The organism is Paenibacillus sp. GCM10023252, from assembly GCF_042653305.1.
Classification (GTDB): domain Bacteria; phylum Bacillota; class Bacilli; order Paenibacillales; family Paenibacillaceae; genus Pristimantibacillus.
Genome location: NZ_JBHSHW010000039.1, coordinates 21169 through 47248 on the forward strand (window position 1 = coordinate 21169; position 26080 = coordinate 47248).

Sequence of the window (26080 nt, forward strand, 5' to 3'; positions counted from 1 at the left end):
GCTTGCCATGCTGGCATTGCTTCTTTTCCCACTTACCGCATTCGGGGCGGATGAAGCGGCTGCGGCGATCGACACAGGGGATACGACTTGGCTGCTTATCTCTTGTGCGATCGTGCTGTTCATGTTCGTGCCGGGATTGGCCCTGTTCTATGGAGGGATGGTCAGCGAGCGGAACGTGCTGTCTACGATGATGTACAGCCTGAGCAGTCTGCTCGTCGTTAGCGTCGTGTGGGTGCTGTGGGGGTATACGCTTGCCTTCGGCACGGATGTAGGAGGCTGGATTGGCGGGCTGGATTACCTCTGGTTCGAGGGGGTTGGGCAGGAAGCATTCGGCACACTCACCATTCCTCATCTGGTGTTCGCCATCTTCCAGCTGCTGTTCGCAGCGATTACGGTCGCTCTCATCTCCGGCGCGGCAGCGGAGCGAATTCGATTCTCGGCTTGGGTGCTCTTCTCGGTGCTCTGGGTGACGCTCGTCTATGCTCCAATGGCACACTGGACGTGGGGCGGAGGTTGGCTCTCGCAGCTGGGCGGTCTGGACTTCGCAGGCGGCACGGTCGTTCATATCCTCTCGGGTGTCAGTGCGTTGGTCGCAGCGATGATGATTGGACCTCGCGCAGGGTATGAACCGAATAAGCCGGTTCCTCAGCATAACCTCATTCTCTTCTTCATTGGCGGCATGTCGCTCTGGTTCGGCTGGTTCGGCTTCAACGGAGGCAGCGCGCTAGCTTCGGGCGGACTTGCGACACTCGCTTATGCAACGACACATGTAGCCGGCGCGGCAGGCGGTCTCGCTTGGGCTGCGATTGAGTGGGCGCTTCGCAGGAAGCCGACCCTTGTCGGCAGCGTTACTGGTGTCATCAGCGGACTAGTTGCGATTACACCAGGTGCAGGCTTCGTGACCGTGCCCTCCGCCCTCTTCATCGGCGGCGCTGCCTCCTTCGTCTGCTACTTCGGCGTCAACTTCCTGAAGGCCAAGTTCAAGTATGACGACACGCTGGATGTGTTCGGCATCCACGGTCTTGGCGGCATCTGGGGCGCTCTCGCTACAGGCCTCTTCGCTACGACAGGCGTCAATGCAGCTGGCAAGGACGGCTTGCTGTATGGCAACCCCGGCCAGCTCGCTATACAGGCGCTCGATGTATTAGTAGCTATCGCATTAGCAGCCGTCGGCACCTTCGTCCTGCTTAAGCTGATTAGCCTCGTCATCCCGCTCCGCGTAGACAAGGACACGGAGATTACTGGCCTCGACATCTCGCTTCATGGCGAGTCCGCCTACAACTCCGGCAGCCCGAGCGGGCAGCCCGTGTACCAGGCATCGGATGCCGGAGCTGTATATCCCGGCGGCCTGACCGCTGCTTCGGAGAAGGGCTGATTTGAAGGAGATGTAGTTGCCATACAGTTTGAGAGCCCTTGCTGCGGAAGCTGCGAGGGCTCTTCCTATGTAGGACCAATGGAGCATTTCCTTAGTTAGATCTAACGCCACCTCCACTTTCATGCTATTCTTACAAGATATTAGGAGGCTACCTATGGAACTTAGAAAACTCAAGGCAGAGAAGGACTCCATCATGCCTACCGTGTTATTTGCTTTGCTTTTCTTCCTGTCCGATCAAGTGGTTTCTACTCTAGGTTACGATTCACTTTATAGAAACCTAATTATTATGCCAGTCATTTTGATTTGGTCATATGTAAGTCTGGAGAGGAGACTGCGTAAGTATTACGTGTGGATCATCCTTACTACCTTAGCCATTGCCACGGTTTCCGAGCTTCTCTTTCATGCAGGAGACCGTCACTATACCTTCAATCAGATTACATTTAGATATCTGATTTACTCCACGATATTTATGGCAGGCAGCTTTGTCGTGCAGAATCGCAGCAAGGATTGACCTTCAATCCAAATAAACTAGACACTCCTCAGAACGATTGGGAGAGCTACCCTCATCTCATAAACGCGTGGACGTACTGATTGAAATCCATTATTACTCTTGTTCGACAGATTGATAAGGAGCTAATTGAGATGTCCATAAATCAGAGGAGCTGAGACCATGTCCCCAACCCGTATAGGATGGATGTATCTGCTTGTAACTTTAGTAATTGGATATTCAGGAGCTGCTCATATCTACTTTGTCCTTCATGAAATTAATCAAGGAGCAGCTCAGTATTTTCTCATTATTCTCGGGTTAGTTGGTTTCAGCTACCTTCACGGGCGATTGGAGAAGGTTATGGGTGTGCCTAATCGAGGTTTTTTCTCAGTAATTAGCAAAGTTATAATCACAGCGATTGTCATCTATACCTTTGTGATCTGGATATAAAGCTGCTCTACAGAATCGGTGACAGCAGCCGGGACACCGACTCCTTGAAGCGATTCAAGTACGGCCGAGTTGCATACATGCTCATCGTCAGCTCATAGCTGCTGGCCATATCCTCCGCGAAGATGCGCTGCAGCTGCTCAGCGGTTGCCGTATCGTACAGGAACGCATTCATCTCGAAGTTCAGCTTGAAGCTGCGGATGTCCAGATTCGCCGTGCCGACCGAAGCAATCTTGCCATCAATGACGAGCGTCTTCGCATGCAGGAAGCCCCTCTCATACCTATAGACGCGCACCCCGCCGGCCAGCAGCTCCCCAATATACGATTGAGTAGCCCAGTAGACGAAGAAGTGGTCCGGCTTGTCAGGGAGCATGATGCGAACATCGACCCCGGATTGCGCGGCAATGAGCATCGCGTCCATCAGGCTCTCGTCAGGTACGAAGTACGGTGTCTGAAGATAGACGCTGTGCTTAGCGGAATGAATCATTTTGATATAGGCGGCCTTAATCTGTTGAGCTTCCGTATCCGGTCCGCTCGCCACGACCTGCACCCCAATCGCACCACTCGCTTCTTCCTCTTCCCCCCTTGGAAAATAACTCCGACCCAGCTCACTCCGCTCCGCCGATGCCAAATTCCAGTCCATGAAGAACTGCGCCTGAAGCTGCTGCACCGCGTGGCCCTGCATCCGAAGATGGGTGTCCCGCCATGCGCCGAAGCTCTTGTTCAGCCCCAGATATTCATTACCGACGTTGAAGCCCCCGATGTATCCGACCCCTCCATCGAGAATGACCAGCTTGCGATGATTCCGGTAGTTCAGCTTCAGATTCAGATACGGAATACGGGAAGGGAAGAAGGCTTGCACCTTGCCCCCCGCTGCCTTCAGCTCATTGAAGAACTTGCTCGGCAGCATGAAGCTGCCAATATGGTCGAACAAGAAGCGCACCTCTACCCCCTCCTTCGCCTTCGCGGTCAGAGCCTGGACGAGCCTGCGGCCGAGGTCGTCATTGCGCACGATGTAATAGACAAGATGGATATGATGGGTAGCTGCCTCAATATCTCGGAACAAGGCATCGAACTTCGTAGGGCCATCGGTGAAGATGGCGACTGAATTATTCTGCGTATAGAGGGCATAACTGGTCCGAAGATTCATATAGATCATATCCCGATACCCTTCCATGGAAGGATCGTTGAAGGCCAGTTCGTGACGCATGAGCTGATGCTTCTGCTTGTCCACCGTCTCTTCAATAATGCGCTGGGTCGAGCCGAGCAGCTTGTTCAGCTTGCGCCGCCGGATCTTCTGGCCGAAGATGAGATAGAGGACGAACCCCGCAATCGGGATGAAGAAGAGGACCATAATCCATGCCCAGGTAGTCGCGACACTCCGGCGTTCGAGGAAGATGACCGTAATCGCTAGGAAAATATTCAGAATCGTAATCAGGAAGCCTGCATCTTGCAGGATACTCATGAGTGAACACCTCAGAAATGTCAGATATATGTAATGATGCGATCATACTCCATGCACCGTGGATATTCAAGGAGTTCTGCACAGGCCGGGCATGTGCCGCTGTCGCTGGGTAGGGCGAATATGCTACAATGCTCGTAAAAAACGGCTTGCGATGCGAGTGATCAGGATGGAGGGACAGCGATGGATCTGCGAAAGCTTCGATTGGACGAACCTGCTCTTAGCACCTTCAGCGAGGAGCGTGATGAATATGAACGGGATTATGCGCGGCTCATTCAGTCTCCTGCGTTCCGGAGGCTGCAGGGCAAGTCACAAGTATTCGGCGCTGGGTCTGGCGACTATTACCGGACGAGATTGACTCACTCTCTGGAGGTGTCTCAGATTGCCAGAGAGGTCGCGCGGCGGCTGAATAAGCAATATCCCTTCCTTGCTCTAAGGGAGCATCCTGCCTTGGTGTTGGACCCTGCGGTCGTAGAGATTGCGTCCCTGGCGCATGACCTCGGTCATCCTCCCTTCGGGCATAAGGGTGAGGAAGTGCTCAACCACCTGCTTATGGAGGGACATGGGCTTGCTTATGAGGGGAATGCGCAGAATTTTCGAATATTGATGTTCCTGGAGAAGCGTGCCGGAAGCGACAGCGGCCTGGATCTCACCGCTGCTGTCCTGCTCGCCATTAACAAGTATCCATATTCAATGGATGAGCCGGGTCGGTTAAAAGGCGTGTATGGCTCGGAGTGGGAAGCGATTGGACACTTACGGGATCTGTGGCAGCTGGCGCCCGGCTGCTCTACGCTGGAGACACAGCTGATGGACTTATGCGATGACATCGCCTATTCCACTCATGATATTGAGGATGGCATTCGGGCGGGGAAGATTCAGATGAATCGAACTTTTTTCGAAGATACGCGGCTTGTTGAGCATCTGGTTCAGGAGATTCTGAATGATGACGGCAACTCGGATGTATGCTGGGATGAGGTCGATATTCCGGCGATGGTGAAGCGGGTGCTGGCGTCCTATCTCGATCAGTGGGAGGAGCTGTATCGCAACTGCGGCCATGAGATCTCGCGGACGAGGCGGGAGATGAAGGCTCGCTGGGTAAGTGTGTTCGCGGGCAGAGTGGGCATAATCGAGGACACGGCTCGCAATTGGCGTAAGGTCACCTTCGTCCGCGACGGCGCTCAGGACCTCGAGCTGCTGCGGACGATGGAGATTCTGAAGAAGCTCGCTTGGGTGACGCTTATTAAGGACTTCCGCGTGCAGCGGCTGCAGATGCGCAGCGAGATTATGATTCGCCGGCTGTGGGACAGCTACTCGGATCCCGAGCATGGGCGGCTCATTATCCCGCCCGACTGGATCGAGAGCTACGAGCACCAGCAGGGCAAGTGGAGCTGGCCGCGCTTCGTCGCGGACTACCTGTCCGGCATGACCGACGGCTACGCCGAGAAGGTATACGCCGAGCTGTACGCCAGCAAGTCCGGGTCCATCTACGGGATGGACTAAGGGGGCGCTGTAGCACCAAAATCTGGCGCTATTGCCCTGCTGGGCGGCCCCTTTTGTGCTGTAGCGCCAAAATCTGGCGCTATTGCCCCCTGGGCGGAACCATTTGTGCTGCAGCGCCAAAATCTGGCGCTATTGCTCCGCTGGGCCGCCCCATTTGTGCTGCAGCGCCAAAATCTGGCGCTATTGCCCCGCTGGGCGGACCGATTTGTGCTGCAGCGCCAAAATCTGGCGCTATTGCCCGGCTGGGCGGCCCGATTTGTGCTGCAGCGCCAAAATCTGGCGCTAATGCCCTGCCGGGCCGCCCGATTTGTGCTGCAGCGCCAAAATCTGGCGCTATTGCCCGGCTGGGCGGCCCGATTTGTGCTGCAGCACAAATCGGCGCTAATGCCCTGCCGGGCCGCCCGATTTGTGCTGCAGCGCCAAAATCTGGCGCTATTGCCCGGCTGGGCGGCCCCTTTTGCGCTGTAGCGCCAAAATCTGGCGCTATTGCCCGGCTGGGCGGCCCCTTTTGCGCTGCAGCATCACATTCTGATGCTGCAGACCGCTGGTGTGGCTTGTTTGGTGCTGCAGCATCACATTGTGATGCTGCAGGCCGCTGGTGTGGTTTGTCTGGTGCTGCAGCATCACATTGTGATGCTGCAGGCTGCTGGCGTGGTTTGTTTGGTGCTGCAGCATCACATTCTGATGCTGCAGACCGCTGGTGTGGCTTGTTTGGTGCTGCAGCATCACATTCTGATGCTGCAGGCCGCTGGCGTGGCTTGTTTGGTGCTGCAGCATCACATTCTGGTGCTGCAGGCCGCTGGCGTGGTTTGTTTGGTGCTGCAGCATCACATTCTGATGCTGCAGGCCGCTGGGGTGGTTTGTTTGGTGCTGTAGCATCACATTGTGATGCTACAAGCCGCTGGCGTGGTTTGTTTAGTGCTGCAGCATCACATTGTGATGCTGCAGGACGCTGGTGTGGTTTGTTTGGTACTGTAGCGCCAAAATCTGGCGCTACTGCCCCGCTGGGCCGCCCGCGCTGGCCGGCCCTACTTGCGCTGCAGCGCCTGCACACCCCATGCTGGCCCCCCACGCCAGCCAGCAACAACAACAAGGCCCAGTTGCGCCCCCTTCAGTTAGGGGGACGTGCTGAGCCTTACTGTTGCCCCCTCCACATGCTGGAGGAGGCCTCCTGAGCCTTGCTGTGCTGGCATGAGCCGCCGCGGCCTGCCACACCACTGTTACTTCGTAACCGGAACCGCGTTGTAATACTCCTCCAGCGTCTGCTCCTTGTCGGTCAGCTCCTTCGCGAGCTCCTTGCCGACGAAGCGGAGATGCCAAGGCTCGTACATATACCCTGTAATGGACTGCTTCCCCTTCGGATAGCGGATAATGAAGCCATATTCGGCAGCATGCTTGTCCAGCCAGACAGCCTCCTTGGAGCCGCCGAAGCAGCTCGTCGCCGCACACTTGCCCGTGCTGCCTGAGACATCGATGGCAAGCCCTGTCTCATGCTCGCTCGTGCCCGGGTATGCACTATATGTTCGTGCCTTCGCCTCCCCATCCTTCTTCACATAACGCTCGAACAGCGCCTTCTGCGTCGCGTAGGAACGGTAGGCTGACACACCGGCCAGAGCAACTCCATCATCCTTCGCTCCTGCGAACATCTCCTCCAGAGCAGCCGCCGCTTCCTTGCGCAGCTTGCGCTTGTCAATCTTCTCCTTGAACAGGAATGGCACATCGGGGAATACAAGATCAGTTGGCTCATACTCCCGCGGCAGACCATTCTGCTTATTCACCAGCGCAGTAATGCTCTCCGGCTGAGCGACAACCGCAATCGCTCCCGAACCGCCGCTGCCGGCTCCACCGCTTGCAGGCTTGCTAGTCGGCTTCGCTGTCGGCTTAACCGTAGGCTTCACAGTAGGCTTAGCCGTCTCCTCAGGCTTGTCCGACGGTGTTGGCACCGGAGTCGCTGCCCCGTCCTCAGACGGCGATGGCGATACCGCCGCCTCATCCGACGGGCTCGGGGAAGCCGTGCTCGTGTCTCCTCCTGCCGTTAGGGCAGGCGACTGTGCAGCGTTATCTCTATTTTCAAGGGTCATATAGGCAATAATTAATCCGACGAAGGCGACAAGCAGCAGGAGCGAGCGCCATCTGCGTGCATTTGATTTTCCAGTTCTCATGATGGTTTTTTTCATCTCCCTGACTGTGAATGATTTCTCTAGCTCTTTATATACTAGACTCCCATCCCAGTCAAATAGTTTCACTTAATTAGTTGGGATATGCTGGATGCCATACAGCCTCCCATTTCCTCCAGCTACAGCAGTTTTTCACCCCAACCTAGGGGTGTTTTGCCTTTTGACATCCTGCCGGGATTAAGAGCATAATAGATTATGAATGTTATGCAAACAAGAATCATACCTATAACCATCAGCGGGCTGGCGGCTCTTCAGACACAGCCTGTTTTTGTTGTGAGAGGAAGGCGGTACCTTTGCTAGGCTCTACTGCTAAGAGAGTACTCGGGATGAGACCGATGCTGGTCTTCTCTATTATTATGCTGCTGAAGTGCTATGTCGCTTGGTTTGTTGTGTTCGAAGACGGTCCCTCCTGGTCCACGGTGCTCAAGGAGATTCCATTCGTCCTCATCGTATTCAGCTTAATAGAATGGTTCTCGGGCAAGCGCAAGCTGCTCGTGTATCTCATTGCGAACCTTTTGCTGACGGGTATATTATTTGGTGTATTTATGTACTTTAAGTATTATGGCGTCATCGCCACCTACCTCGCCTTCGATCAGGTGAATCAGGTGACAGCGGTGAGCAACAGCGTGGTATCGCTGATGGATCCTTATTATTTGTTTATTTTCCTAGATACCATCGTGCTTGGTTACTATCTGCTTCGTCCGAAGAAGGCCGTAGACTGGAAGCAGCGCAGCTCTCGCAAGGAGAAGCGCAGTGTGGTCGGTGTCGTGATGGCGCTGTCCCTTGCACTGTGTCTGTTCAATATTCTGCCCAACCGGGCGAGTATGAATGAGATTGTGAAGGCGGAGCAGATGGGCATCTTCAACTATGAGGCTTATTCCTTGTTCTCCGACAAGGAGCTGGAGCTCACGCCTGCAAGTCAGATTACACAAGCGAAGATTGATGAGCTGAAGAACATTCAGACCCCGACCGCGCCGAAGTACTTCAAGGCTGCTGACGGCCGGAACGTCATTGTGATTCAGATGGAATCGTTCCAGAACTTCCTTGTGAACCTGAAGATTGATGGTCAGGAGATTACGCCTACCTTCAATCAGCTCGTGAAGGATAACTTCTACTTCTCCAAGTTCTATCAGCAAGTAGGTCAGGGCAATACGTCGGACGCCGAATTCGTGGTCAACACGTCCTTCTACATCCCTCCTCACGGAGCGGCAACAGGCGTCTATGCTGGCAAAAAACTACCAAGCCTGCCCAAGCTCATGAAGGCTCACGGGTATAACACAGCAACCTTCCACACGAACGTGGTGGAGTTCTGGAACCGCGGAGAGCTGTACAAGGCGCTTGGCTATGATCAGTATTACGATAAGAAGTTCTTCGGTGAAGAGGATACCGTGTTCTTCGGCGCCTCGGATGAGCAGCTCTACAAGAAGACAGCGGCAGAGCTGGATGCCAAGAGGGAGAGCGGCAGCCCGTTCTATGCGCATGTCGTGTCGATGACGGCTCATCATCCTTTTACCATACCGGAGAGTAAGTATCAGATGTCGCTGCCTGAGCGATACGAAGACACCTTCGTCGGTGACTACATCCGTGCACAGAATTATGCAGATTATGCGCTGGGCTTGTTCATCCAGGATCTGAAGGACCGCGGCATCTGGGACAAGAGCGTAATTGTGCTGTATGGGGATCACCTTGGCCTGCCGATGTATTCCCTCGACAATGATGACAAGGAGCTCATGCGCGAGATCTATGGCCGCGACTACGGCTATACCGATATGATTAATATTCCGATGGTGATTGCCGCACCTGGCATCACGCACGGAGAGGAGTTCCAGGAGCTCGGCGGTCAGGTCGACATCCTGCCGACCGTGGCGAACCTGATGGGCTTCCCTCTAGACGATCATCTCCACTTCGGGCAGGATCTATTCAATCAGACGGCTTACAACCTGCTTCCGCAGCGCTACTATCTGCCGACCGGCTCGTTCGTGAGCAGCAAGGAGCTGTTCCTGTCAGGCAGCGGCTTCGAGGACGGCAAGCATTATCCGCTGGCCGGCGACGGCATGAAGGCTCCTGAGGCCACCGAGCAGGAATACAATCGCGCGCTCGAGCTGCTTCAGCTATCCGACAGCTACGTCAGCCAATTGCCCGACCGAGAGCAGAATACCGAGCAGAATAGCAGGAAGTAGTTGTCTATATAGAGTAGAGGAGGCGGATGCCCCTATGGGCAAAAAACAAGTGAAACCGCGCCAGCCGGTCAGAACCTCATCTTCGGCCGGGCGCGCAGCAGGAACGGACAGCGGCGGCGATAAGCCCGCCACGCTGAAGGATCTGCTCAGCGCAGACGTGCTCGGCAAGCTGAAGGCGCAGGCCGATGATATGAAGGCCGCGGAAGCACGGGCCAAGGAAGAGCAGCGCCAGCGCGAGGAAGATGCGAAGCGCGCGGAGCAGAAGCGGCGCGAGAATGACTTCGCCTACCTGCTGGACAACAGCTCGCAGGACTGGGGCAAGTATAAGTGAACGTGTGAATGTGAAGAGAAGAGCCTCCTGCTGTTATGCGGGAGGCTCTTGCTTGTATTGGGGCAAGGGAGCAGCAGGCTCTAGCTCTTCGGCTTCACTACACCAGCGAATAGCTCGTTCATCGTGAACTGTGCAGAGGATACCTTGTTAGACTTCAGAGGCATATCCCCTTCATACACTTCAACGATTCTTAACTCCCCATTCCTTAACAAATACTGCTCAAGAACCTCTCCCAGCGGATCGATAATCCAATACTCTTCCAATCCATATTGGGAGTAAGTTGCTCCCTTGCTGATCCGGTCACGCCGCATTGATCCTGGGGATAAGATCTCTACAATGAGATCAGGCACGCCTTCTATGCCACGGCTAGTCAGGATCTCCTCCCTGGAGCGATGAACCATCATCAAGTCCGGTTGACGCACATCTGTAGAGCTTAAGATCAAGTCTAGTGGCGCATCAAATATAAGATAGTCGGATCGACAAGTCTGGTTAAGAAGATGTTGGAGTTCGGAAGAGACAGACTGATGCGGCAGAGAAGGCCCCGGGGACATCAGCTGCAGCGTGCCATTCACAATCTCATAGCGGTTGCCATCGTCAGGCATGGCTGCATAGGCTTCGTAAGTAAACGGCGCCTCTCGAATCTGCTCCCCCTCTTGCCTCTCACGATCAGGATCGACTCTCGGCAGAGCATAGCCATACTTCATCTCACTCATCGTATCCATCTCCCTCTGGAACAAAATAAGCCCCAAACGAGCCTCAGGTTGGAGGAAGTTCGGGGCGTTCTTCGCCAAAATGTCAATTTCTATTCGCGCCGCTATTCATGCCCCTGCCCCACATGGTTCTCATAGAACACATCCGCATCCAGGAACGCGGCAATCTCCTCCGGCGAGTCGAAGCGTGCGTAGGCAATCATCAGCTTGATGAGCGAAGCCTCTACCGACTGGTGGGCGATATACTTCGCACCTGCCTCCATTAAGCGGTGCGAGGAACCGTACATCGCTTCGGTAAGGTTCTTCAGCGGGCAGAGATAGACTTGGGCACCATTCGCGCGGCAATGCTGAATGAAGGACACCAGCGAGTAAGGCTCCTCGTCACTTGAGCAGGCCGTGCCTGAGTGGTGAAGATCATGCAAGACAGCACGCGGAGCCTTGCTGCTGAAGTTGTAATAACTGTAGTCCAGCCCCGGATAGGGCTTGATGTAGACGATATCCGTGCTGAGCGGGAACGCTTCGTCCACCCACAGGCCCGCTGCTTCGATTCCGCCGCCAGCCCCGCTCACGCCTCGGTCTCGGAACGCCGAGCCCGCCCGTTCGCGAAGCTGCTCCACCGTCGGGTTGTACTCATGCGCTATGAGCTGCAGCTCGCCCGAGCTCATCTGTCCCCACACCAGATCGTACGGGCTGCCGAACTGATCCGTGAAGGCGACCGCCTGAGTCATGCGCGTGCCGAGATAGACGAGCGACTCTCCCTTGGCATTGCCATAGATCACGAACACACCAGGCACCGATCCGCCTGCAATGAAGTCGACCGCAGCCGCGAAGTTCTTGAGGCCGTTGCTGCGTGGATCCTCCAGTGGATAATTGCTTGCCGTCAGCACGATTGGGATAGCCGCATCATGCATCGCATAGCTAACCAGCGCAGCCGTATAGGCAAGCGTGTCGGACCCATGCGTAATGATGATCCCGTCAGCCTTTGCCTGATCTACGCCCTTAATCGCGCTAAGGAGGGTCTGCCAGTCGGCAGGGACGATATTTTCAGACAGGACATTAAGCGGTTGGATCGTCTCGAAGGTCACGCCTTCCCGCCCATGCTGCTTCATATATTGATCTATCAGGGTGTAGGAGCCGGCCGCTCTCACGTCCACCTTACCACCCTGTGAAGCGCTGCCGATTGTCCCCCCTGTGAAAATAACCAAAATTCTGGTCATACACTCAAGTTCCTCTCTTCTAGTGGATAGATGCACGCATGCCGTGCAATGCCTCTATTATAGCTGATGACATCCATGATCACCAAAGCATCCCCCACTAGCCGTGTAAGCCCCATACGAATCGATTGCGCCCCTGCTGCTTCGCCTCATAGAGCACGGAGTCGGCTGCGCTGACCAGATCGGCCGATTGTCCAGCCGCAGAGCGCGCGACCGCGCCGAAGCTCATCGTCACCTGGAAGGTCTCGTCCTTGTCCTTCGCCTCGAAGCACAGAGCGCAAATCTCTACTCTAAGCCTGCTGAGCAGCTGTTCCACTTGATCCTTATCACTCGTGTACAGCAGCAGGGCGAATTCCTCTCCGCCGTATCGGAAGGCCGTACCGGTCGCCTTCGGAATAGATTGCTCAAGCAGCCTGCCGATCTGCCGCAGCACCAGGTCTCCCGTCACATGACCGAATCGGTCATTCACCAGCTTGAAGTGGTCGATATCCGCCATCACGAGCGTCAGCGGCTGCTGCGTGTCCATTCTATCCTTCATATGCTCCTGGAAGGTACGGTGATTGGGAAGTCCGGTCAGGTAGTCTCTCTTCGCCATATTCTCATAGAAGCTCTTCTCATCCCGATGTCTGCGCTCTCTCGCTACGATAATTCCGCCGAGCCAGCCTATCAGGATTAGGAAGATTACGTTCATCACATGATAGGCCGCTCGCTCCAGCACAGGCTGGGGGTCAATCGTCATTAATAGCCCCGCATACGCTGCACCCAAGAGCACGGAGGTGACCATTCCACCAAGAAGCCCCCAATACACCGCCGCGTGTAAAATAATCAAAAAACCAATCGGGAACATCGGACTGCTCGTCCCGCCTGTCAGCGCGAGCAGTCCGATCCAAGCGACATAGTCGAACAAGACGCCCCCCCGGGTCAGGTAATAATATCGCTTCGAATCGACCTCACTTCTCCGTAGAGCAAGCTCCGCTGCCCCCATGTAGGCCGTTCCGAATGCGAAGAGCAGCAAGAACCAGGGAAGACTGGCCTCGCTATAATAATAGACTCCATAGATGACTCCAGAGGCGGCCAGGAAGAACCAGCGCAGCATAGAGAACACGACTTCTAAGGTATGATTGCTCCTCGAATTAATAATCACGCACATCCTATGTGGAAATTTAACAATATATTGACTATACATCCAATAGGAGTCCTTGTCTAAGCAATGTTGCAGAGCATCCCTTATGTCAGCTCTTCGCCTTCCCTTCCCAAGAGGAGCGCCTGAGCTCGGTTGGCGTGCTTCCTGTCTGCCTTCGAACCATCCTGGCGAAGTGGAAGGTCGTCTTGAACCCGCATCGCGATGCAATCTCTGCAATGGATAGACCGGTATTCGTCAACAGCTCCACAGCCCGCAGCACGCGATAATGCCATAGATACTTGATCGGAGTCGTCCCCTCCTTGCCTCGGAACAGCCGAACCAGATGCTCTGGGGAGACCCCAGCCTCATGGGCAAGCTCCTCCAGCCTCAGCTCCTCTGCATAATGGCTGTGTATGCGAGACTTCGCCATTACTATAGAGGGGTGCGTATCCTCCAGCCTCTTCGTCTGATGCAGCTCCGATGCATACAGCTGGAAGGCGGCGTAGCCTAGCGATCTCATAATGGCGCTGCCCTCTTCATGATTGACCATTAAGGTGAGCAGCACATCAAGCAGCCTGTTCAGCTCAACCGAGATCGGCTGGCTGAAGGGCAAGGCTTGCAGTAATTGCTCAGCCTTCGCGTCCAGCGGCTCCGCCAGGTGCAGCGTAATCCAGCGATGCCAGGAATCTCCTTCATCGGAGAAGGCGAAGTACTCCTGCTGTCCGGGCGTTAGGAGCACGGCTTGACCGGGCTTAATCGTATGGCGTTCCCCGTTAATCGTCAGCTGTAAGCTGCCGGTATGAAGGAGGACGAGCTGCAGATCCTGCTGGATACGCGGGCCGTACCTTCCTCCAGGGGGATATACAATGGTCCCGGGGTATGTTCCGCTAACCTGAGCTAAGGTGATGGGCAGTGTACTGTATAAGTCATCAGTAGGCGGCAATGGGATACGTCCTCCTTGTTAGCGCAAAAAGCCAGGTGCTTCTGCATGAGAAGCACCTGGGCTTATGGTTGAGTGAGTGAACGAGTGAATGAGTTAGTGAGCTTGTGAGTGAGTGATGGATCTATAGGATAGCTTGCTGTTGTTGCGCCAGCACTTGCTTCCATTGCTCCTCTGCAATCCGCTTGAGTAGCAGCGCTTGCTGCCAGCGATCGGAGATCTCACGGTCACCGCCTGGCGCGGCCTCCGTAATGGCATAGTAATAAGGAGGACCAAGCTCTGGGATGAACGGCAGCAGGTCTCCAGGCTGAGCTTGCTTCAGCCATGCGGACATTCCCTTGCGCCACCATCTCGTGAAGTGCTCGACCATCGGATGCTCTCCTTCAGGCCCCGCGTCAACCTGCACTTGCTCCCCGTTGGAGATTCGGCCGTGCAGGCCAGCCGTCCGGCGGAGCAGCTGGTCGAAGTGCGCTTCAGCCGCTTCGCTCGTGCCGTTCATCTCCCCCGCCACCACATAATGAGACAGATCGATGACCAGCTTCAGCTCAGGCAGCTTATTCACGTAGTCGGCCGTGCGGATAAGGTCCTGTGTGACCGTTCCGCGGTGAGTCTCGATGAAGAGCGGGATCGAGGCCGACTCCGCCTCTTGGAGCAGGCCCTGCAGCAGCTCAGTTGCCTCTTGATCGATGACGAAGGCATCCATGACTTGGCTGTTAATATACTGAACGGCACCGAATTGCTTCGTCTGGCGAATCGTGTCCGTCAAGTCTTGAACCTTCCTGGGAAAAGCGATCGTAGAGAAGCTGAACTGATATTGCTCCAGCTGACGCTTCCAGCTCTCCCACTCCGCTTCCGGCGGCATAACTGCGCTAATGCCGGAGAAGCCGGCTTCAGCAATGCGGTGGAACTTCTCCTCGAAGCTCCACTCTCGTCCGTTCTCTCCCAGATTGCCCATCGCCCACCAGGACTGCTCGATATGAAGAGCAGGTCCCTTCGTAGTTCCGTCGTTCACGCGATTCCAGCTCGTCATGGTATGGATTAGCCTCCTGGTTATGAATTGAATGGTAGAATGAATAGTCTGAAAATTAGTATAGAAATAGCTTGATGCGGATGCTTAGTACATTGGCAGCTTCACGGCATGTGGTTAACTGCCTACACGTACCCCCACTGTGTGCAGGGAGCTGCGATCGGTGGGGGTACGTGTAGGGATAGCTTGCTTAGTACAGAAGCGAAGTAAGAGAGATAGTTGTTAGTACAGCGGGTACTTCTCTCTCAGGTCCTCACGCAGTGTGACGACAGCATCCTCACGGATGTAGTGGCACACATAAGACCGGCGCCAGCGGTCCTGGCTGCGATTCTTGTTCGAGGAGTGGATGAGCAGCTCATGGAAGAAGAGGATGTCACCCTTCTCCATAATGACCGGAATGTTCTTGGAGAGATCCGCGCCCTGCGTCTCATCGGTCCATGACTCATGCTCCTCAAGGTTCGTCACCGCTCCATGCGGCAGCAAGCCCAGGTCATGGGAGCCCGGAATGACCCATAGACAGCCATTCTCCTCGTCTACCTTGTCCTCCAGCGCAGTCCACGCCGCAATCATCGTCATCGGATCGTTCTTAATGTAATAGTAATCCTGGTGTGAAGCTTGACCCGGCGAGCCTGGCTCCTTGTAGAAGTACATGCTCTGCACGCATGACGCCTCTCTACCCATCAGCTGAGCGAGCGTTCCGCGAATGACGGGCAGCTTCATCATCTGGCGGGAGAAGCTGTCATGCTTATGCGGGTTGAACAGCCTTAGCGTATACTTCTTGCTCTCCTCGCAAGCAGCCCACTGGGGCATCGGGTCTTGGTTGCGAATATCGTAGATGTGTCCATTATAAGCATCAATCAGGTCCGGGCTGCAGCCCTTCTTGATTAGGATATACCCGTCCTTGTGGAACTGCGCGACCTGCTCCTCCGTGAGCGGAGTGAGGAGGTTAGATTTCGTTGCTATCATAGCATGTATCCCCTTCCAGAACAATGAGATTATAGTACTGATATCGTTACTGTAAGGATACTCTGCTAAGCGCTTGCAGACAATGGCTGCAACTATCAGATATGTGTCTGTAATTGATATTGTGGCATTGGGGTGGCGGAGGCATAGGTGGAGGTGGCGCCGCTTACTCCGCTCGTACGACATCCCTCTAACCACCGCCCCGCTATAGTACCCAACTAGCTTGGATGGCTGCCTGCAGCATCACAATAGGATGCTATAGTAACTAACTTGCCTCGCTGACTGCTGCAGCATCACAATCTGATGCTATCGCTCTTACGGCCAGGGTTGCCGGACGCTGCTAGGTGGAGATTTAAAGTTTGTTAGCTGCGAGCGGGATGTGGTGCATTTTTGCACCTCATTGGCGGGCACGCGGGGTCTGTCGATGAATGTGGTGCATTTTTGCACCTCATTGGCGGGCGGGCGAGGGCGGTCGATGAATGTGGTGCATTTTTGCACCTGATTGACGGGTGAGCGGGAGGCGGAGGATGAATGTGGTGCATTTTTGCACCTCATTGGCCGGCGAGCGAGGGGCGGAGGCGGAATGTGGTGCATTTTTGCACCTCATTGGCGGGCGGGCGAGGACCGGAGGATGAATGTGGTGCATTTTTGCACCTCATTGGCGGGCGGGCGAGGGGCGGAGGCGGAATGTGGTGCATTTTTGCACCTCATTGGCGGGCACGCGGGGTCTGTCGATGAATGTGGTGCATTTTTGCACCTCATTGGCGGGTGAGCAGGAGGCGGAGGATGAATGTGGTGCATTTTTGCACCTCATTGGCCGGCGAGCGAGGGGCGGAGGCGGAATGTGGTGCATTTTTGCACCTCATTGGCGGGCACGCGGGGGCGGTCGATGAATGTGGTACATTAATGCACCTGATTGACGGGTGAGCGGGAGGCGGAGTGTCGGCAATACCAATAGCAGCCGCCGCTGCAATCTTCGCAGCGGCGGCTTACTGATGGTCCCGCTACGCGCGGTCCATGGCCACGGACAGCGGCCAAGCTTGCAGAGACGGCACAGCTGCGCGGCCGCTCTCGGCAAAAAGGCGGAAGCCGACGCTGTCCGGCTTCGCATACAAGCGGGCGGTCATCGCTGCGCGACCGCCATTCACGAACACCTCGATCGAGGACCGATCGAGGAACACCTGCAGGCGCAGCACGCCAGGCGCCTCCGCGCCGCGCGGCTGCACGACATAGCTGTTGCGCGGCGATGCCAGCTCCACAGGACCGTGCCGTTCGATGGACAGCCGTCCACTCGAACGTTCATACACAAGCACGGTCCGCTCGGTCCCATCCTCCGAGCGGCGCAGCTCAAGGCCGAAGCGCGACGCATCGCTGCGCTTCAGATCGAACTCGGCGATGAACTCCATGACATCGCCGGCCAGCTCCGGCAGCGAGAGAGCTCCGCTCGCTGCCTCAAGCCCTTGCAGGCAGCGGCCCGCTCCGCGCAGCTGCTGCAGCTCTTCCACAGGCGCGACGCACAGCGCGCCGTCCTCGAACCAGGACAGCTGACGCGGGAGCGTCATGCTGCCTGCCCAGCCGTGGGCGGCGGAGGGCATCGCCGCCCCCCACATGTCCATCCAGGCGATCACGATGCGCCGCCCGCGGTCATCCAGCAGCGACTGCGCCGCATAATAGTCGCTGCCGTAGTCCAAGTGGGTCCAGCTCTGCTCAGCGAGCTTCCCAGCTTGCTCATCCCAATCGCCAACAACAGCAATCGTGCAATTGGCTATGCCATCCATCCCCATCGGGGATACCAGCAGCACTCCCCGCCCGTCAAGCTCGAACAGATCCGGGCACTCCCACATGCTCCCCTTGCTCCCGTCACTCTGGCTTACGACGCCAACGTACTCCCAGCCAGAGGTCAGCTCCTGCGACCGATAGAGCACAGCCTTGCCCATTCCATCCTTCGCTGTGCCCACGACCATATTCCATCCCGATGCTGAGCGCCATACCTTAGGATCACGGAACTCAACCGAGCCCTCTGCAGGGGGTTCACCAATTAACGGGTTGCCCTCCAGCTTGCTGAACAAGACTCCATCCTCACTAACCGCTGCACATTGTACCTGATGAGGCTTAATCTCCCGAGGTTCCTCACCCTTACCCTCAACCAAGGTCTCAACTAACCCATCCCCTGCTGCCACACTCTGCACATGATTCGGAGCATGTCCCGTATAGACCAGCACCAGATTGCCCTCCGCATCCTCCGCCGCGCTTCCAGAGAAGCACCCGCCTTCGTCATAGGACTCACTGGGTGCCAGAGCGATCGGAAGATGCCTCCACCTGACCAAGTCGCTGCTCACCGCATGTCCCCAATGCATCGGACCCCACTCCGTGTTGTAGGGATGATGCTGATAGAACAAGTGATACTCACCCTTGTATTGAACGAATCCATTCGGGTCATTCATCCAACCAGCAGGGGGCGTGAAGTGATAAGCCAACCCATAGGGGTCAGGCCTACCTCCCCGAGTTACTATTCCATGAGCGAGAGCAGCCTCAGCTCTAAGCAGCTCTTGCTTATGATGATCTAGACCTGTATGTACCAGGATGCATCCTCCTCCATAATTCTAAGCCCACACACTTTCCCACCTATGGTGAAAAAAAAACGCTCGCCAATATGAGCTGCAACGCCAATTTCTGGCGCTACAGCTCCTCCAAGCCCTCCCAATCCAGCTGCAACGCCATTTTCTGGCGCTACAGCTCCTCCAAGCCCGCCTAATCCAGCTACAACGCCAATTTCTGGCGCTGCAGCTCCTCCAAGCTGGCCCAATTCAGCTGCAACGCCATTTTCTGGCGCTATAGCTCCTCCAAGCCCGCCCAATCCAGCTGTAGCGCCAATCTCTGGCGCTATAGCTCCTCCAAGCTGGCCCAGCCCAGCTCCCTTCATCCCTTCCTCCTGTACTCCGTCGGCGTCATGCCGTAGAATTCCTTGAAGTGGCGGTTGAAGTAGATAATGTTCTTGTAGCCTACAGCGTCCGATACCTCGTAGATCTTAAGCACCGGATCGGACAGCAGCTCACAAGCCTTCTCCAGCCTGCGCCGCATCAGGTAATCGGTATACCCCTCGCCGGTATGCTCCTTGAACAGATGTCCCAAGTAGTTGGGCGTGAACCCGAACGTCTGTGACAAGCTGCGAAGTGTAAGCTTGTCAGAGAGATGCTCCCCCGTATAGCTCTGGATATCATGAACGAGCTTGTGATTGCCCTTCTGCATCTTGCGCATCATGAGCTCCGCCATCTCGAACAGCCGCCGGCGAAGCCAAGAGACAATATCATCTACGGTCTCGAACTGGAACAGCACGTCGAGGTTCTTGTAATCCCAGGACAGGAGGTCATACAGATTCTCTCCCAGCCGGACGAACAGCTTATCTAACTGGGCAATCAGATGGAGCGTGAAGTTATAGACCGACAGCCGCGTGTCCGTATGCTGCACGAGCTGGAACACCGATAGCAGATGATCATCAATCCCAACAAGATCATAGTCGAGCATGCAGGTCAGCAGCTCTTCCAGCTTCTCCTCCAGGTTGTGCGCCCCTTGAAGCACCTTGGGCTTCATATCCTCAGGCCAGATGACACGGCTCTTGCCGACGAACATCTTGAACTCCAGCAGCTCACACGCTTGCTTGTACAGACCCGGAAGCTGAGACAGCTCCATAACTGGTGGATAGCTAATCCCGATCGTTAGCGTGAAGGGCCCCGCCTGCCGCACCCGCTCCACTAGCTGCAGCAGCAGGCTGCCCGTCTCTGCTTCCTCGAATCTCTCCATCAGCAGCACTAGCCGATTACCATCCACCAACACATGCCCCAGCATGAGCTCCTTCACGGTATCCATCACGAGCTGCTGCGTCTGCTCGACCAGCCCTCCATGCTCTTCCTTCGGATACCCGGCGAGCTTCCATTGCAGATCGTCGATCTCCAGCACAGCTGCGCAATAGACTCCCTCACAAGGAAGCAGCTCTTGCTGCTTAATCAGCTGCGCCCCCTCCACTGCATCCATGCTACCCTCCAGCCATTCCATTAAGAAGGCGCCTCGGACGAGCGGCAGTGTCCGGTCCAGCGTCACTCGGCGTTCCTGCAGCTGATGCTCCGAATCCAGCATACGAGCTGTATCTTGCAGCAGCCGCACCACTTCATCGAGCTCTATCGGCTTCAAGACATAGCCTACGGCAGACAGGGCAATTGCCTGCTTCGCATAGTGGAAATCCTCATATCCGCTGATGCATATCACCTTCAGCCAAGGGTACAGCTCCTTCGCCTGAGCGGCCATCTCCAGACCTGTCATGATGGGCATACGAATGTCGGTGAGGAGAATGTCGATTCGCTCTTCCTTCATTCGCCCGAGCGCAGCGAACCCGCTGTGAGCGGTTCCCGCCAGCACCAGACCAAGCTCCTCCCATGGCACAGCCTGCTTCAGCCATTCCAGATCGTATAACTCATCATCTACCAGCAAGACACGATATGTCATCCCCTCTAGTCCCCCTGTCTAAGCGGCCGGCTGCCCGGCGCTTCATGCTGATATTCTGGAATAACAATCATGACGGTTGTCCCCATACCCGGGCGGCTGAACAAGGATACCCCATACTCAGGCCCGAACTGCAGCTTAATGCGTTCATCTACATTCGCCACACCGTAACCACCCCCGTCGCGGGCAGCCGCACTCACCCGATCCCAATCCTTCTTCATCCGGAAGCCAACGCCGTCATCAATGACCTTCAGGACGATGACCCCGTCCTCTCGATACCCCTCAATCCGAATGGTGATGCGATCTTCGAACCAGGCGTGTTTGAGGGCATTTTCAACGAAGGGCTGTAGAATGAGCTTAATGGTATCCAGATGCACGATGGAGGGATCCACTTCACAGAGGAAGGAGAATCGGTTGCCGTACTTCACCTGTTGAATGCGTGCGTAGGTCTGCACCTGCTCCAGCTCTCGGCCGATCGTGATGAACATACTCCCATTATTGAGCGTCAGCCGGTAGAACTGTGCGAGACCCGACACCATCTCTGCCAGCTTATCCACCTCGCCAAGCTTCGCCATTGAGGAGATGGAAGACAAGGTATTGTAGAGGAAGTGTGGATTAATCTGTGCCTGCAGAGCCGTCAGCTCCGCCTGCTTCGTCTGCACGCTCCTCACATAGACGTCTTGAATGAGCTCCTCAATATTATCTGCCATGCGATGGAAGGCCTTCGACAGGAAGGCGAATTCGTCATTGCCGGCTGTTACCGTACGCTTCTTGAACTCCCCATTGTGGAAGGAGTGGACCATACGAATGATACTTCGAACCCTCTTCGAGAAAAAACGAGAAACAAAAAAGCCAATGAGTGCCGCTAACAAAAAACTAGTCAAGCATACAAGGAGTGTAACGCCACGAATCTTATCCGCTTCTCTGCGGAGCTCCGCATGCGGGATAAGCGCCTTCACCTGCCAAGCCGTCCCCGGCAATGAGAGACTCTCAACGAGATGGTCCTTCCCTGCATGTGCCTCATTCCAGCTCTTCTCCGCCCTCTTGCTTCGGCTGTAAATGACCTGCTGGTTGTCCCCGTCCACAACGAGGACGTCTGCTCCTTCCGTCAGCTTGAAGGAATCAATCGATTGGAATAGATCCCTAAGCCTTGCCTTCACCAAGATATAGCCAATCTGCTCATAATTGTCGAAGGAGATATATTGCCGAGCTAGAGTGATGTTCTGATACATGCTGTCACTGCCGATCTGTGCCCAGCCGTCCCGCCTGGTACCCCTCTCCATCGCTTGCAGCCACGGCTCGTTATTAATACGGTCCGTATAATAGAGGTTATAGTAGCTTCGCAAGTAGAAGGGGTCTCGTGCTTCCTCATCGGAGTAGGAGTAGCTCTCCTTGTATTCCTTGTTGTTGATGTAGAGAGATAGAATGACATCATTCGCCGTCAGCTTCGTTGCCTGACTGAGCGTTGGCCGCACATAACCCTCGGTCAGCTCGTAGATCTGATAGCTGTCTTCCTTACTCTGAAGGAGGCGCTGAAGATCGAGGTCGTTGAAGATATGATCCGATACCTTCTGATAGTCCCGCAGCTGATGCTCTGTATTGTCGCGTATCTGCTCGAGCGTCCTCATAATGTTGACCGAATTGGTCCGCGACATGGACTGTATGGACGAGGAGTAGGAATAATACCCGATAATGATATCTGTGAGCAGCACAAGAAGGAGATACGGCACCATGACCTTGTAGGCATAGGGAAAATAAGCATATTCCTGTTGTCGATTCACGAATCTCCCCGCCCCTTCTTCACAGGTAAATCCGGTTGACCTGTGAGGGTCAACCGGACTGTTCACATCGCATTGCTATTGGCTACTTGCTATTCATCTGTGCAACATTGGCTTGCCACACCTTATTCATATAGGCAAGCAGCTTGTCGTAACCCGCGGCACTCACTTGCTTCTCCGCGTCCTTCATGGCCTTCTCAACCTCTGCATCGTTCTTGGCGAATACCATCTTCGCTGCGGCCTTCTCCATAATGAGCTTAATCTGTTGATTGGCCATGTCCTCAGGAGAACTCTTAGGGAAGTTCTTCACTTGGTTGAATTGGTCACCGTCAATCTTCACATACTTGCCGTAGAATTCATTCGCTTCTGTATTCCACGTCTTCGGGGTGCCTTCCTTCGCCATAACATCCTTATCCAGGTCCCCCCATACTGGCGAGCCCTGTAGATTGAAGTAGAATGACCCAATTCCATCATTATCCTTCTGTTCCTTCGTCGCATTCTTATACTTATCATTGAAGATTGGGAAGCCCTTGTCATCCGGTGTCCAGTACAAGCCTGGAGGACCGAATTGTGCTGCCGTAGTGCCCTCAGGGCTCAGCAGCCAGTCGAAGAACGCGAAGATCTGCTCCGGATTCTTAGCAGAGGTCGTAATGGAGTTGAAGTTCCAGCCCATGGAGCCTGAGGCCGTAGGGGAGATCTTGTTCACATCCACTCCGCTCTTCACAGGGTATGGAATGAAGGTGTACCCCGCGTCCGGATCCGCTGCTTGCAGCTTCTGGTTCGCCACATCTGCCCCGCCCGTAATGTCATAGGTTGCCGCAACGGCAATCTTGCCATTGTTCAGCTTCTCTTGGAACTGTTCGCGCTTCTGTGAGAAGGTATCCTGAGACAGCAGCTTCTCGCGGAACAGCTTGCTCGTGAACTGATAGGATTCTAGATAAGCCGGGTCTTGGAAGATGGAGGTGAACTCGGTCTTGTCGAAGTTAGCCAGGGCGAACATCCCTGCTGACTTACCCATGTCTACCGTTCTCATCTCACCCATCCCTGCATAGATGAAGTTATGAACTTGAATCGTTCCTTCATCCGTGTTCGCCGTATCCAGCGGTACGATATCCGGGTACTTCTGCTTCACTTGCACGAGATAATTGTACATATCGTCGAAGGTATCCAGCTTGGGCGAGCCTAGCTCCTTGTATATCTTCTTGTTCACAACCCAGCCGGCATTGCTGGTCTTAGGATCTTCCGCACGGCCGAACCAGTTCGGAATGCCGTACAGCTTGCCGTCCTTGGCACGGAGCAGGTTCAGCGTCTTCTCGCTGGCCAGCTTCTTCAAGTTCGGATATTTGGGGTTGTTCAAGTATTCATCAATCGCTACGATTTTACCTTCTGCAACCAGCTTGTCGAAGTTCGTATCCCGATCCATCTGAATAACGTCCGGCAGCTCGCCGGATGCAATCATCGTGCCCAGCTTCTGAGCGGCATTGCCGTTCGCGCTGATCTCCTTGATCGTTACCTTCTTCTCGTTGCGCAGCCAGGTATTCAGAGGCTTCGCATCGGATTCAAGTCCCTTCGGTGAGTACCAGTCGTAGTTCACATAGAAGCTGAACGTGAGCGGTTCGTTAGCCGGCGGGTCGGTCTTGTCTCCTCCTTCGGTTGCGGCTGGAGTCGTTGTCGGGCTTGGTGAAGCTGCATTCTCATTGTTTCCTTTATCAGAGCTGCAGCCTGCCAAGATGGTCACGAGGGAGAAGACCGTGACTAGGGCCATGGATAATGACTTTCTTGCTGCTATCATAGTATGAATCCCCTTTCATTTCTCATTATATCTTAAAAGCTGCTAAGGCAGCTCTTAATTCCTTAGTTGAACGTGGACGTGGAAGACGAGCAGAGACGATGCACCTACTCCTTAAGCGAACCAACCATTACGCCTTGAACGAAGAAGCGCTGAACGAACGGGTATACGATAACTATAGGCAGTGTGGCGACCATAATGGTCGTCATCTGCAGAGACTTGGAAGTGACAGTCGAGCGGAATGCATTCATGGCCCCGGAAGCCCCTGTAATCTGCGCCATCTGCTCCTGGAACGAGCTGGAGTTAATGACGTTGATCAGATAGGTCTGAATCGGGATGAGCTGCTGGTTGTTAATGTAGATACTGGCATTGAACCATTCATTCCATAGAGTGACAGCTGTGAAGAGCGATAGCGTCGCCAGGATAGGACCGGACAGCGGCATGACAATTCGGAAGAATATGCCGTAGTTGCCGCAGCCATCAACCTTCGCCGATTCTTCAATCCCATCCGGGAGCCCTCGGAAGAACGTACGGAACACAATCATATTCCATACATTGACCATCCCGGGAATGATGAGCACCCAGAAGTTATCGAACATATGCAGCTCGCGCAGCCAGAGGTACGTCGGAATGAGGCCGCCGGAGAAGAACATCGTAATGACGGCCAGCATCATATAGAACTTGCGTCCCATGAGCTCTGACTTCGACAAGCTGTACGCTAGCAGGGCGGTGAACAAGATGGAGATGAACGTTCCAGACACTGCTCTTGCCACAGAGATCCACAGCGACTGGAAGAATTGATCGTTCTTGAACACGACCTGATAGTTCTCCATGGTGAACGCTCTCGGCCAGAAGGTAAGCCCCCCTAATGCCGTATCGGAGCCCTCATTAAGAGAGATGACGAGCGTGTTCCAGACCGGGTAGAACGTGACGAATGAGAGCAGCGCTAAGGCTGTGTAGACGACGACTTGCAGCATACGATCTTCCATATTAAGCTTCATGCGGATTCACCTGCCTTGATGTAAGAATAAGCCGAAGCTACCATAGCGACTCCTTGCCGAGCCGTCTGGTGACGTAATTCGCTCCGAGCAGCAGGATAACGTTAATGAGCGACTTGAACAGGCCGGCTGCGGTTCCGTAGGAGTATTGCTGCTGCCTGACGCCGGTCTCGAGCACATACGTATCAATGACGTTCGCCTTATCCATCAGGATGGCGTTGTTCCCGTTGTTCGTCAGCACGAGGATGTCTTCGAAGCCTGCATTCAGGATATTGCCCATAGCCAGGATGAAAAAAATAATAATGACCGGCATAATCGACGGCAGCGTAACCACGATAATCTGCTTAAGCCGGGAGGCGCCGTCCATTGCGGCCGCTTCGTATAGATTCGGATTCACACCCGCTATAGCGGCCAGATAGACAATCGAGTTGAAGCCGATATCCTTCCACACATTAGCTGAGATGAGTATGGAGTAGAAGTAGCTCGGTGTCGACAGCCAGTTGACCGGCTCATCAATCAGATTCAGTGACAGGAGCGCCCCATTCAGCGAACCGCCGTCAACCGCGAGGAGCGAGATCGCGAAGCCGCCGACGATGACCCAGGACAGGAAGTGCGGCAGATACGTGACCGTCTGGACAATCCGCTTGAAGGCGAGCATACGCACCTCGTTCATCATGAGCGCGAGCACAATCGGTGCAGGGAAGACGATGACCAGCTTCAGCAGCGAGATGATCAGCGTATTGCGCATGACCAGCCAGAAGTCTGGAGAGCTGAAGAATAGATTGAAGTACTTCATGCCTGCCCAAGGGCTGTCTATGAATCCCCGGAACAGGTCGTAGTCCTTGAAGGCGAGCAGCACGCCCCACATGGGCACGTAGCTGAACAGAATCAGGAATAGAATGGATGGGATGGCCATGGACTGTAGATCCCATTGGGCCAGCCACCTGCGAAGGACGGATTCTCGTCTCTTGCTCATCGATGGATGTACGGCTGCTTGAGCCGTTACTTGATCGTTCATATTAGGGTCCTCCTTCAAGCCTTACTGCTTGCTTGCTACTATGTTCATTATAGGTCCCTGCCAT

The 26080-nt window shown here is 54.9% G+C and carries 23 protein-coding genes; 8 read left to right on the plus strand and 15 right to left on the minus strand.

All coding sequences use genetic code 11. The features are described from left to right. The first annotated feature begins 7 nt into the window (after positions 1 to 7). The 3 genes from ACFO9Q_RS21690 to ACFO9Q_RS21700 all read left to right on the plus strand — a co-directional run bounded on the left by ACFO9Q_RS21690 (position 8) and on the right by ACFO9Q_RS21700 (position 2312). Positions 8 to 1375: an ammonium transporter gene (locus ACFO9Q_RS21690; protein WP_379185713.1), complete on the plus strand. Its 1368-nt coding sequence runs from the start codon at positions 8 to 10 to the stop codon at positions 1373 to 1375. A 154-nt stretch (positions 1376 to 1529) separates the two neighbouring features. After that, positions 1530 to 1886, plus strand: a complete 357-nt coding sequence (locus ACFO9Q_RS21695) for a hypothetical protein (protein ID WP_379185674.1) — start codon at positions 1530 to 1532, stop codon at positions 1884 to 1886. Positions 1887 to 2045: 159 nt separating this feature from the next. Beyond that, a complete protein-coding gene (locus ACFO9Q_RS21700; RefSeq protein WP_379185675.1) occupies positions 2046 to 2312 on the plus strand; it encodes a hypothetical protein in 267 nt (88 codons plus the stop codon). 7 nt (positions 2313 to 2319) lie between these two features. On the opposite strand, the gene cls is transcribed toward ACFO9Q_RS21700, so the two are convergent. Beyond that, entirely contained in the window at positions 2320 to 3774 is a 1455-nt protein-coding gene (cls, locus tag ACFO9Q_RS21705) for a cardiolipin synthase (RefSeq protein WP_379185676.1), read from the minus strand. A gap of 180 nt (positions 3775 to 3954) precedes the next feature. Here cls and ACFO9Q_RS21710 point away from each other — a divergent pair, with 180 nt between their 5' ends. The 3 genes from ACFO9Q_RS21710 to ACFO9Q_RS21720 all read left to right on the plus strand — a co-directional run bounded on the left by ACFO9Q_RS21710 (position 3955) and on the right by ACFO9Q_RS21720 (position 6147). Beyond that, the gene (locus ACFO9Q_RS21710) at positions 3955 to 5271 is read left to right on the plus strand and encodes a deoxyguanosinetriphosphate triphosphohydrolase family protein (RefSeq protein ID WP_379185677.1); all 1317 of its coding nucleotides are present in this window, start codon (positions 3955 to 3957) and stop codon (positions 5269 to 5271) included. Between the two features lie 105 nt (positions 5272 to 5376). Beyond that, a complete protein-coding gene (locus ACFO9Q_RS21715; protein WP_379185678.1) occupies positions 5377 to 5739 on the plus strand; it encodes a hypothetical protein in 363 nt (120 codons plus the stop codon). An 18-nt stretch (positions 5740 to 5757) separates the two neighbouring features. Further along, positions 5758 to 6147: a hypothetical protein gene (locus tag ACFO9Q_RS21720; protein ID WP_379185679.1), complete on the plus strand. Its 390-nt coding sequence runs from the start codon at positions 5758 to 5760 to the stop codon at positions 6145 to 6147. Between the two features lie 344 nt (positions 6148 to 6491). Here the strand turns inward: ACFO9Q_RS21720 and ACFO9Q_RS21725 are convergent, their stop codons facing one another. Next, the gene (locus ACFO9Q_RS21725; RefSeq protein ID WP_379185680.1) at positions 6492 to 7433 is read right to left on the minus strand and encodes a D-alanyl-D-alanine carboxypeptidase family protein; all 942 of its coding nucleotides are present in this window, start codon (positions 7431 to 7433) and stop codon (positions 6492 to 6494) included. Between the two features lie 341 nt (positions 7434 to 7774). On the opposite strand from ACFO9Q_RS21725, the gene ACFO9Q_RS21730 reads away from it, so the two are divergent. Beyond that, on the plus strand, positions 7775 to 9628 hold the full coding sequence (locus ACFO9Q_RS21730) for an LTA synthase family protein (RefSeq protein ID WP_379185681.1): 1854 nt from the start codon (positions 7775 to 7777) through the stop codon (positions 9626 to 9628). 34 nt (positions 9629 to 9662) lie between these two features. Continuing rightward, the gene (locus tag ACFO9Q_RS21735) at positions 9663 to 9959 is read left to right on the plus strand and encodes a YqkE family protein (protein WP_379185682.1); all 297 of its coding nucleotides are present in this window, start codon (positions 9663 to 9665) and stop codon (positions 9957 to 9959) included. Positions 9960 to 10039: 80 nt separating this feature from the next. Here ACFO9Q_RS21735 and ACFO9Q_RS21740 read toward each other — a convergent pair whose 3' ends face one another. From ACFO9Q_RS21740 to ACFO9Q_RS21800, 13 genes are all read right to left on the minus strand, one after another. Further along, positions 10040 to 10672 carry a Uma2 family endonuclease gene (locus ACFO9Q_RS21740; protein WP_379185683.1) on the minus strand — a complete coding sequence of 211 codons (633 nt, stop codon included), beginning with the start codon at positions 10670 to 10672 and terminating at the stop codon, positions 10040 to 10042. Between the two features lie 101 nt (positions 10673 to 10773). Beyond that, positions 10774 to 11886 carry an asparaginase gene (locus tag ACFO9Q_RS21745; RefSeq protein WP_379185684.1) on the minus strand — a complete coding sequence of 371 codons (1113 nt, stop codon included), beginning with the start codon at positions 11884 to 11886 and terminating at the stop codon, positions 10774 to 10776. Between the two features lie 97 nt (positions 11887 to 11983). Next, a complete protein-coding gene (locus tag ACFO9Q_RS21750; RefSeq protein ID WP_379185685.1) occupies positions 11984 to 12979 on the minus strand; it encodes a GGDEF domain-containing protein in 996 nt (331 codons plus the stop codon). Between the two features lie 136 nt (positions 12980 to 13115). Continuing rightward, positions 13116 to 13949: an AraC family transcriptional regulator gene (locus tag ACFO9Q_RS21755; RefSeq protein WP_379185686.1), complete on the minus strand. Its 834-nt coding sequence runs from the start codon at positions 13947 to 13949 to the stop codon at positions 13116 to 13118. Positions 13950 to 14070: 121 nt separating this feature from the next. Continuing rightward, on the minus strand, positions 14071 to 14976 hold the full coding sequence (locus tag ACFO9Q_RS21760; protein ID WP_379185687.1) for a sugar phosphate isomerase/epimerase family protein: 906 nt from the start codon (positions 14974 to 14976) through the stop codon (positions 14071 to 14073). Between the two features lie 219 nt (positions 14977 to 15195). Then, positions 15196 to 15939 (minus strand): phytanoyl-CoA dioxygenase family protein, encoded by a 744-nt coding sequence (locus ACFO9Q_RS21765; RefSeq protein ID WP_379185688.1) that lies wholly within the window; start codon positions 15937 to 15939, stop codon positions 15196 to 15198. A 1001-nt stretch (positions 15940 to 16940) separates the two neighbouring features. Continuing rightward, positions 16941 to 18413, minus strand: coding sequence for a glycoside hydrolase family 32 protein (locus tag ACFO9Q_RS21770; protein WP_379185689.1), 1473 nt, complete (start codon positions 18411 to 18413; stop codon positions 16941 to 16943). Positions 18414 to 18499: 86 nt separating this feature from the next. Further along, on the minus strand, positions 18500 to 18859 hold the full coding sequence (locus tag ACFO9Q_RS21775; protein WP_379185690.1) for a hypothetical protein: 360 nt from the start codon (positions 18857 to 18859) through the stop codon (positions 18500 to 18502). Continuing rightward, entirely contained in the window at positions 18856 to 20436 is a 1581-nt protein-coding gene (locus ACFO9Q_RS21780; RefSeq protein ID WP_379185691.1) for a helix-turn-helix domain-containing protein, read from the minus strand. Before ACFO9Q_RS21780 ends, ACFO9Q_RS21775 begins: the two co-directional genes overlap by 4 nt. Before the next feature lie 5 nt (positions 20437 to 20441). Next, positions 20442 to 22214 carry a sensor histidine kinase gene (locus ACFO9Q_RS21785; RefSeq protein WP_379185692.1) on the minus strand — a complete coding sequence of 591 codons (1773 nt, stop codon included), beginning with the start codon at positions 22212 to 22214 and terminating at the stop codon, positions 20442 to 20444. A gap of 82 nt (positions 22215 to 22296) precedes the next feature. Next, a complete protein-coding gene (locus ACFO9Q_RS21790) occupies positions 22297 to 24003 on the minus strand; it encodes an extracellular solute-binding protein (protein WP_379185693.1) in 1707 nt (568 codons plus the stop codon). 104 nt (positions 24004 to 24107) lie between these two features. Further along, entirely contained in the window at positions 24108 to 25001 is an 894-nt protein-coding gene (locus ACFO9Q_RS21795) for a carbohydrate ABC transporter permease (protein WP_379185694.1), read from the minus strand. Positions 25002 to 25038: 37 nt separating this feature from the next. Continuing rightward, complete coding sequence (locus tag ACFO9Q_RS21800; RefSeq protein ID WP_379185695.1) at positions 25039 to 26016, minus strand: ABC transporter permease; 978 nt, start codon at positions 26014 to 26016, stop codon at positions 25039 to 25041. Between the last annotated feature and the right edge of the window lie 64 nt (positions 26017 to 26080).

Excerpts from the sequence above, each read along its gene's own strand:
- ACFO9Q_RS21740 (WP_379185683.1), bottom strand. The coding sequence starts at position 10,672 with ATGAGTGAGATGAAGTATGGCTATGCTCTGCCGAGAGTCGATCCTGAT.
- ACFO9Q_RS21765 (WP_379185688.1), bottom strand. The coding sequence starts at position 15,939 with ATGATAGCAACGAAATCTAACCTCCTCACTCCGCTCACGGAGGAGCAG.
- ACFO9Q_RS21710 (WP_379185677.1), top strand. The coding sequence starts at position 3,955 with ATGGATCTGCGAAAGCTTCGATTGGACGAACCTGCTCTTAGCACCTTC.
- ACFO9Q_RS21780 (WP_379185691.1), bottom strand. The coding sequence starts at position 20,436 with ATGACATATCGTGTCTTGCTGGTAGATGATGAGTTATACGATCTGGAA.
- ACFO9Q_RS21725 (WP_379185680.1), bottom strand. The coding sequence starts at position 7,433 with ATGAGAACTGGAAAATCAAATGCACGCAGATGGCGCTCGCTCCTGCTG.
- ACFO9Q_RS21700 (WP_379185675.1), top strand. The coding sequence starts at position 2,046 with ATGTCCCCAACCCGTATAGGATGGATGTATCTGCTTGTAACTTTAGTA.
- ACFO9Q_RS21695 (WP_379185674.1), top strand. The coding sequence starts at position 1,530 with ATGGAACTTAGAAAACTCAAGGCAGAGAAGGACTCCATCATGCCTACC.
- ACFO9Q_RS21800 (WP_379185695.1), bottom strand. The coding sequence starts at position 26,016 with ATGAACGATCAAGTAACGGCTCAAGCAGCCGTACATCCATCGATGAGC.
- ACFO9Q_RS21760 (WP_379185687.1), bottom strand. The coding sequence starts at position 14,976 with ATGACGAGCTGGAATCGCGTGAACGACGGAACTACGAAGGGACCTGCT.
- ACFO9Q_RS21750 (WP_379185685.1), bottom strand. The coding sequence starts at position 12,979 with ATGCTGCGCTGGTTCTTCCTGGCCGCCTCTGGAGTCATCTATGGAGTC.
- ACFO9Q_RS21795 (WP_379185694.1), bottom strand. The coding sequence starts at position 25,001 with ATGAAGCTTAATATGGAAGATCGTATGCTGCAAGTCGTCGTCTACACA.
- ACFO9Q_RS21690 (WP_379185713.1), top strand. The coding sequence starts at position 8 with ATGCTGGCATTGCTTCTTTTCCCACTTACCGCATTCGGGGCGGATGAA.
- ACFO9Q_RS21730 (WP_379185681.1), top strand. The coding sequence starts at position 7,775 with ATGAGACCGATGCTGGTCTTCTCTATTATTATGCTGCTGAAGTGCTAT.
- ACFO9Q_RS21745 (WP_379185684.1), bottom strand. The coding sequence starts at position 11,886 with ATGACCAGAATTTTGGTTATTTTCACAGGGGGGACAATCGGCAGCGCT.
- ACFO9Q_RS21790 (WP_379185693.1), bottom strand. The coding sequence starts at position 24,003 with ATGATAGCAGCAAGAAAGTCATTATCCATGGCCCTAGTCACGGTCTTC.
- ACFO9Q_RS21775 (WP_379185690.1), bottom strand. The coding sequence starts at position 18,859 with ATGAAGGGAGCTGGGCTGGGCCAGCTTGGAGGAGCTATAGCGCCAGAG.
- ACFO9Q_RS21735 (WP_379185682.1), top strand. The coding sequence starts at position 9,663 with ATGGGCAAAAAACAAGTGAAACCGCGCCAGCCGGTCAGAACCTCATCT.
- cls (WP_379185676.1), bottom strand. The coding sequence starts at position 3,774 with ATGAGTATCCTGCAAGATGCAGGCTTCCTGATTACGATTCTGAATATT.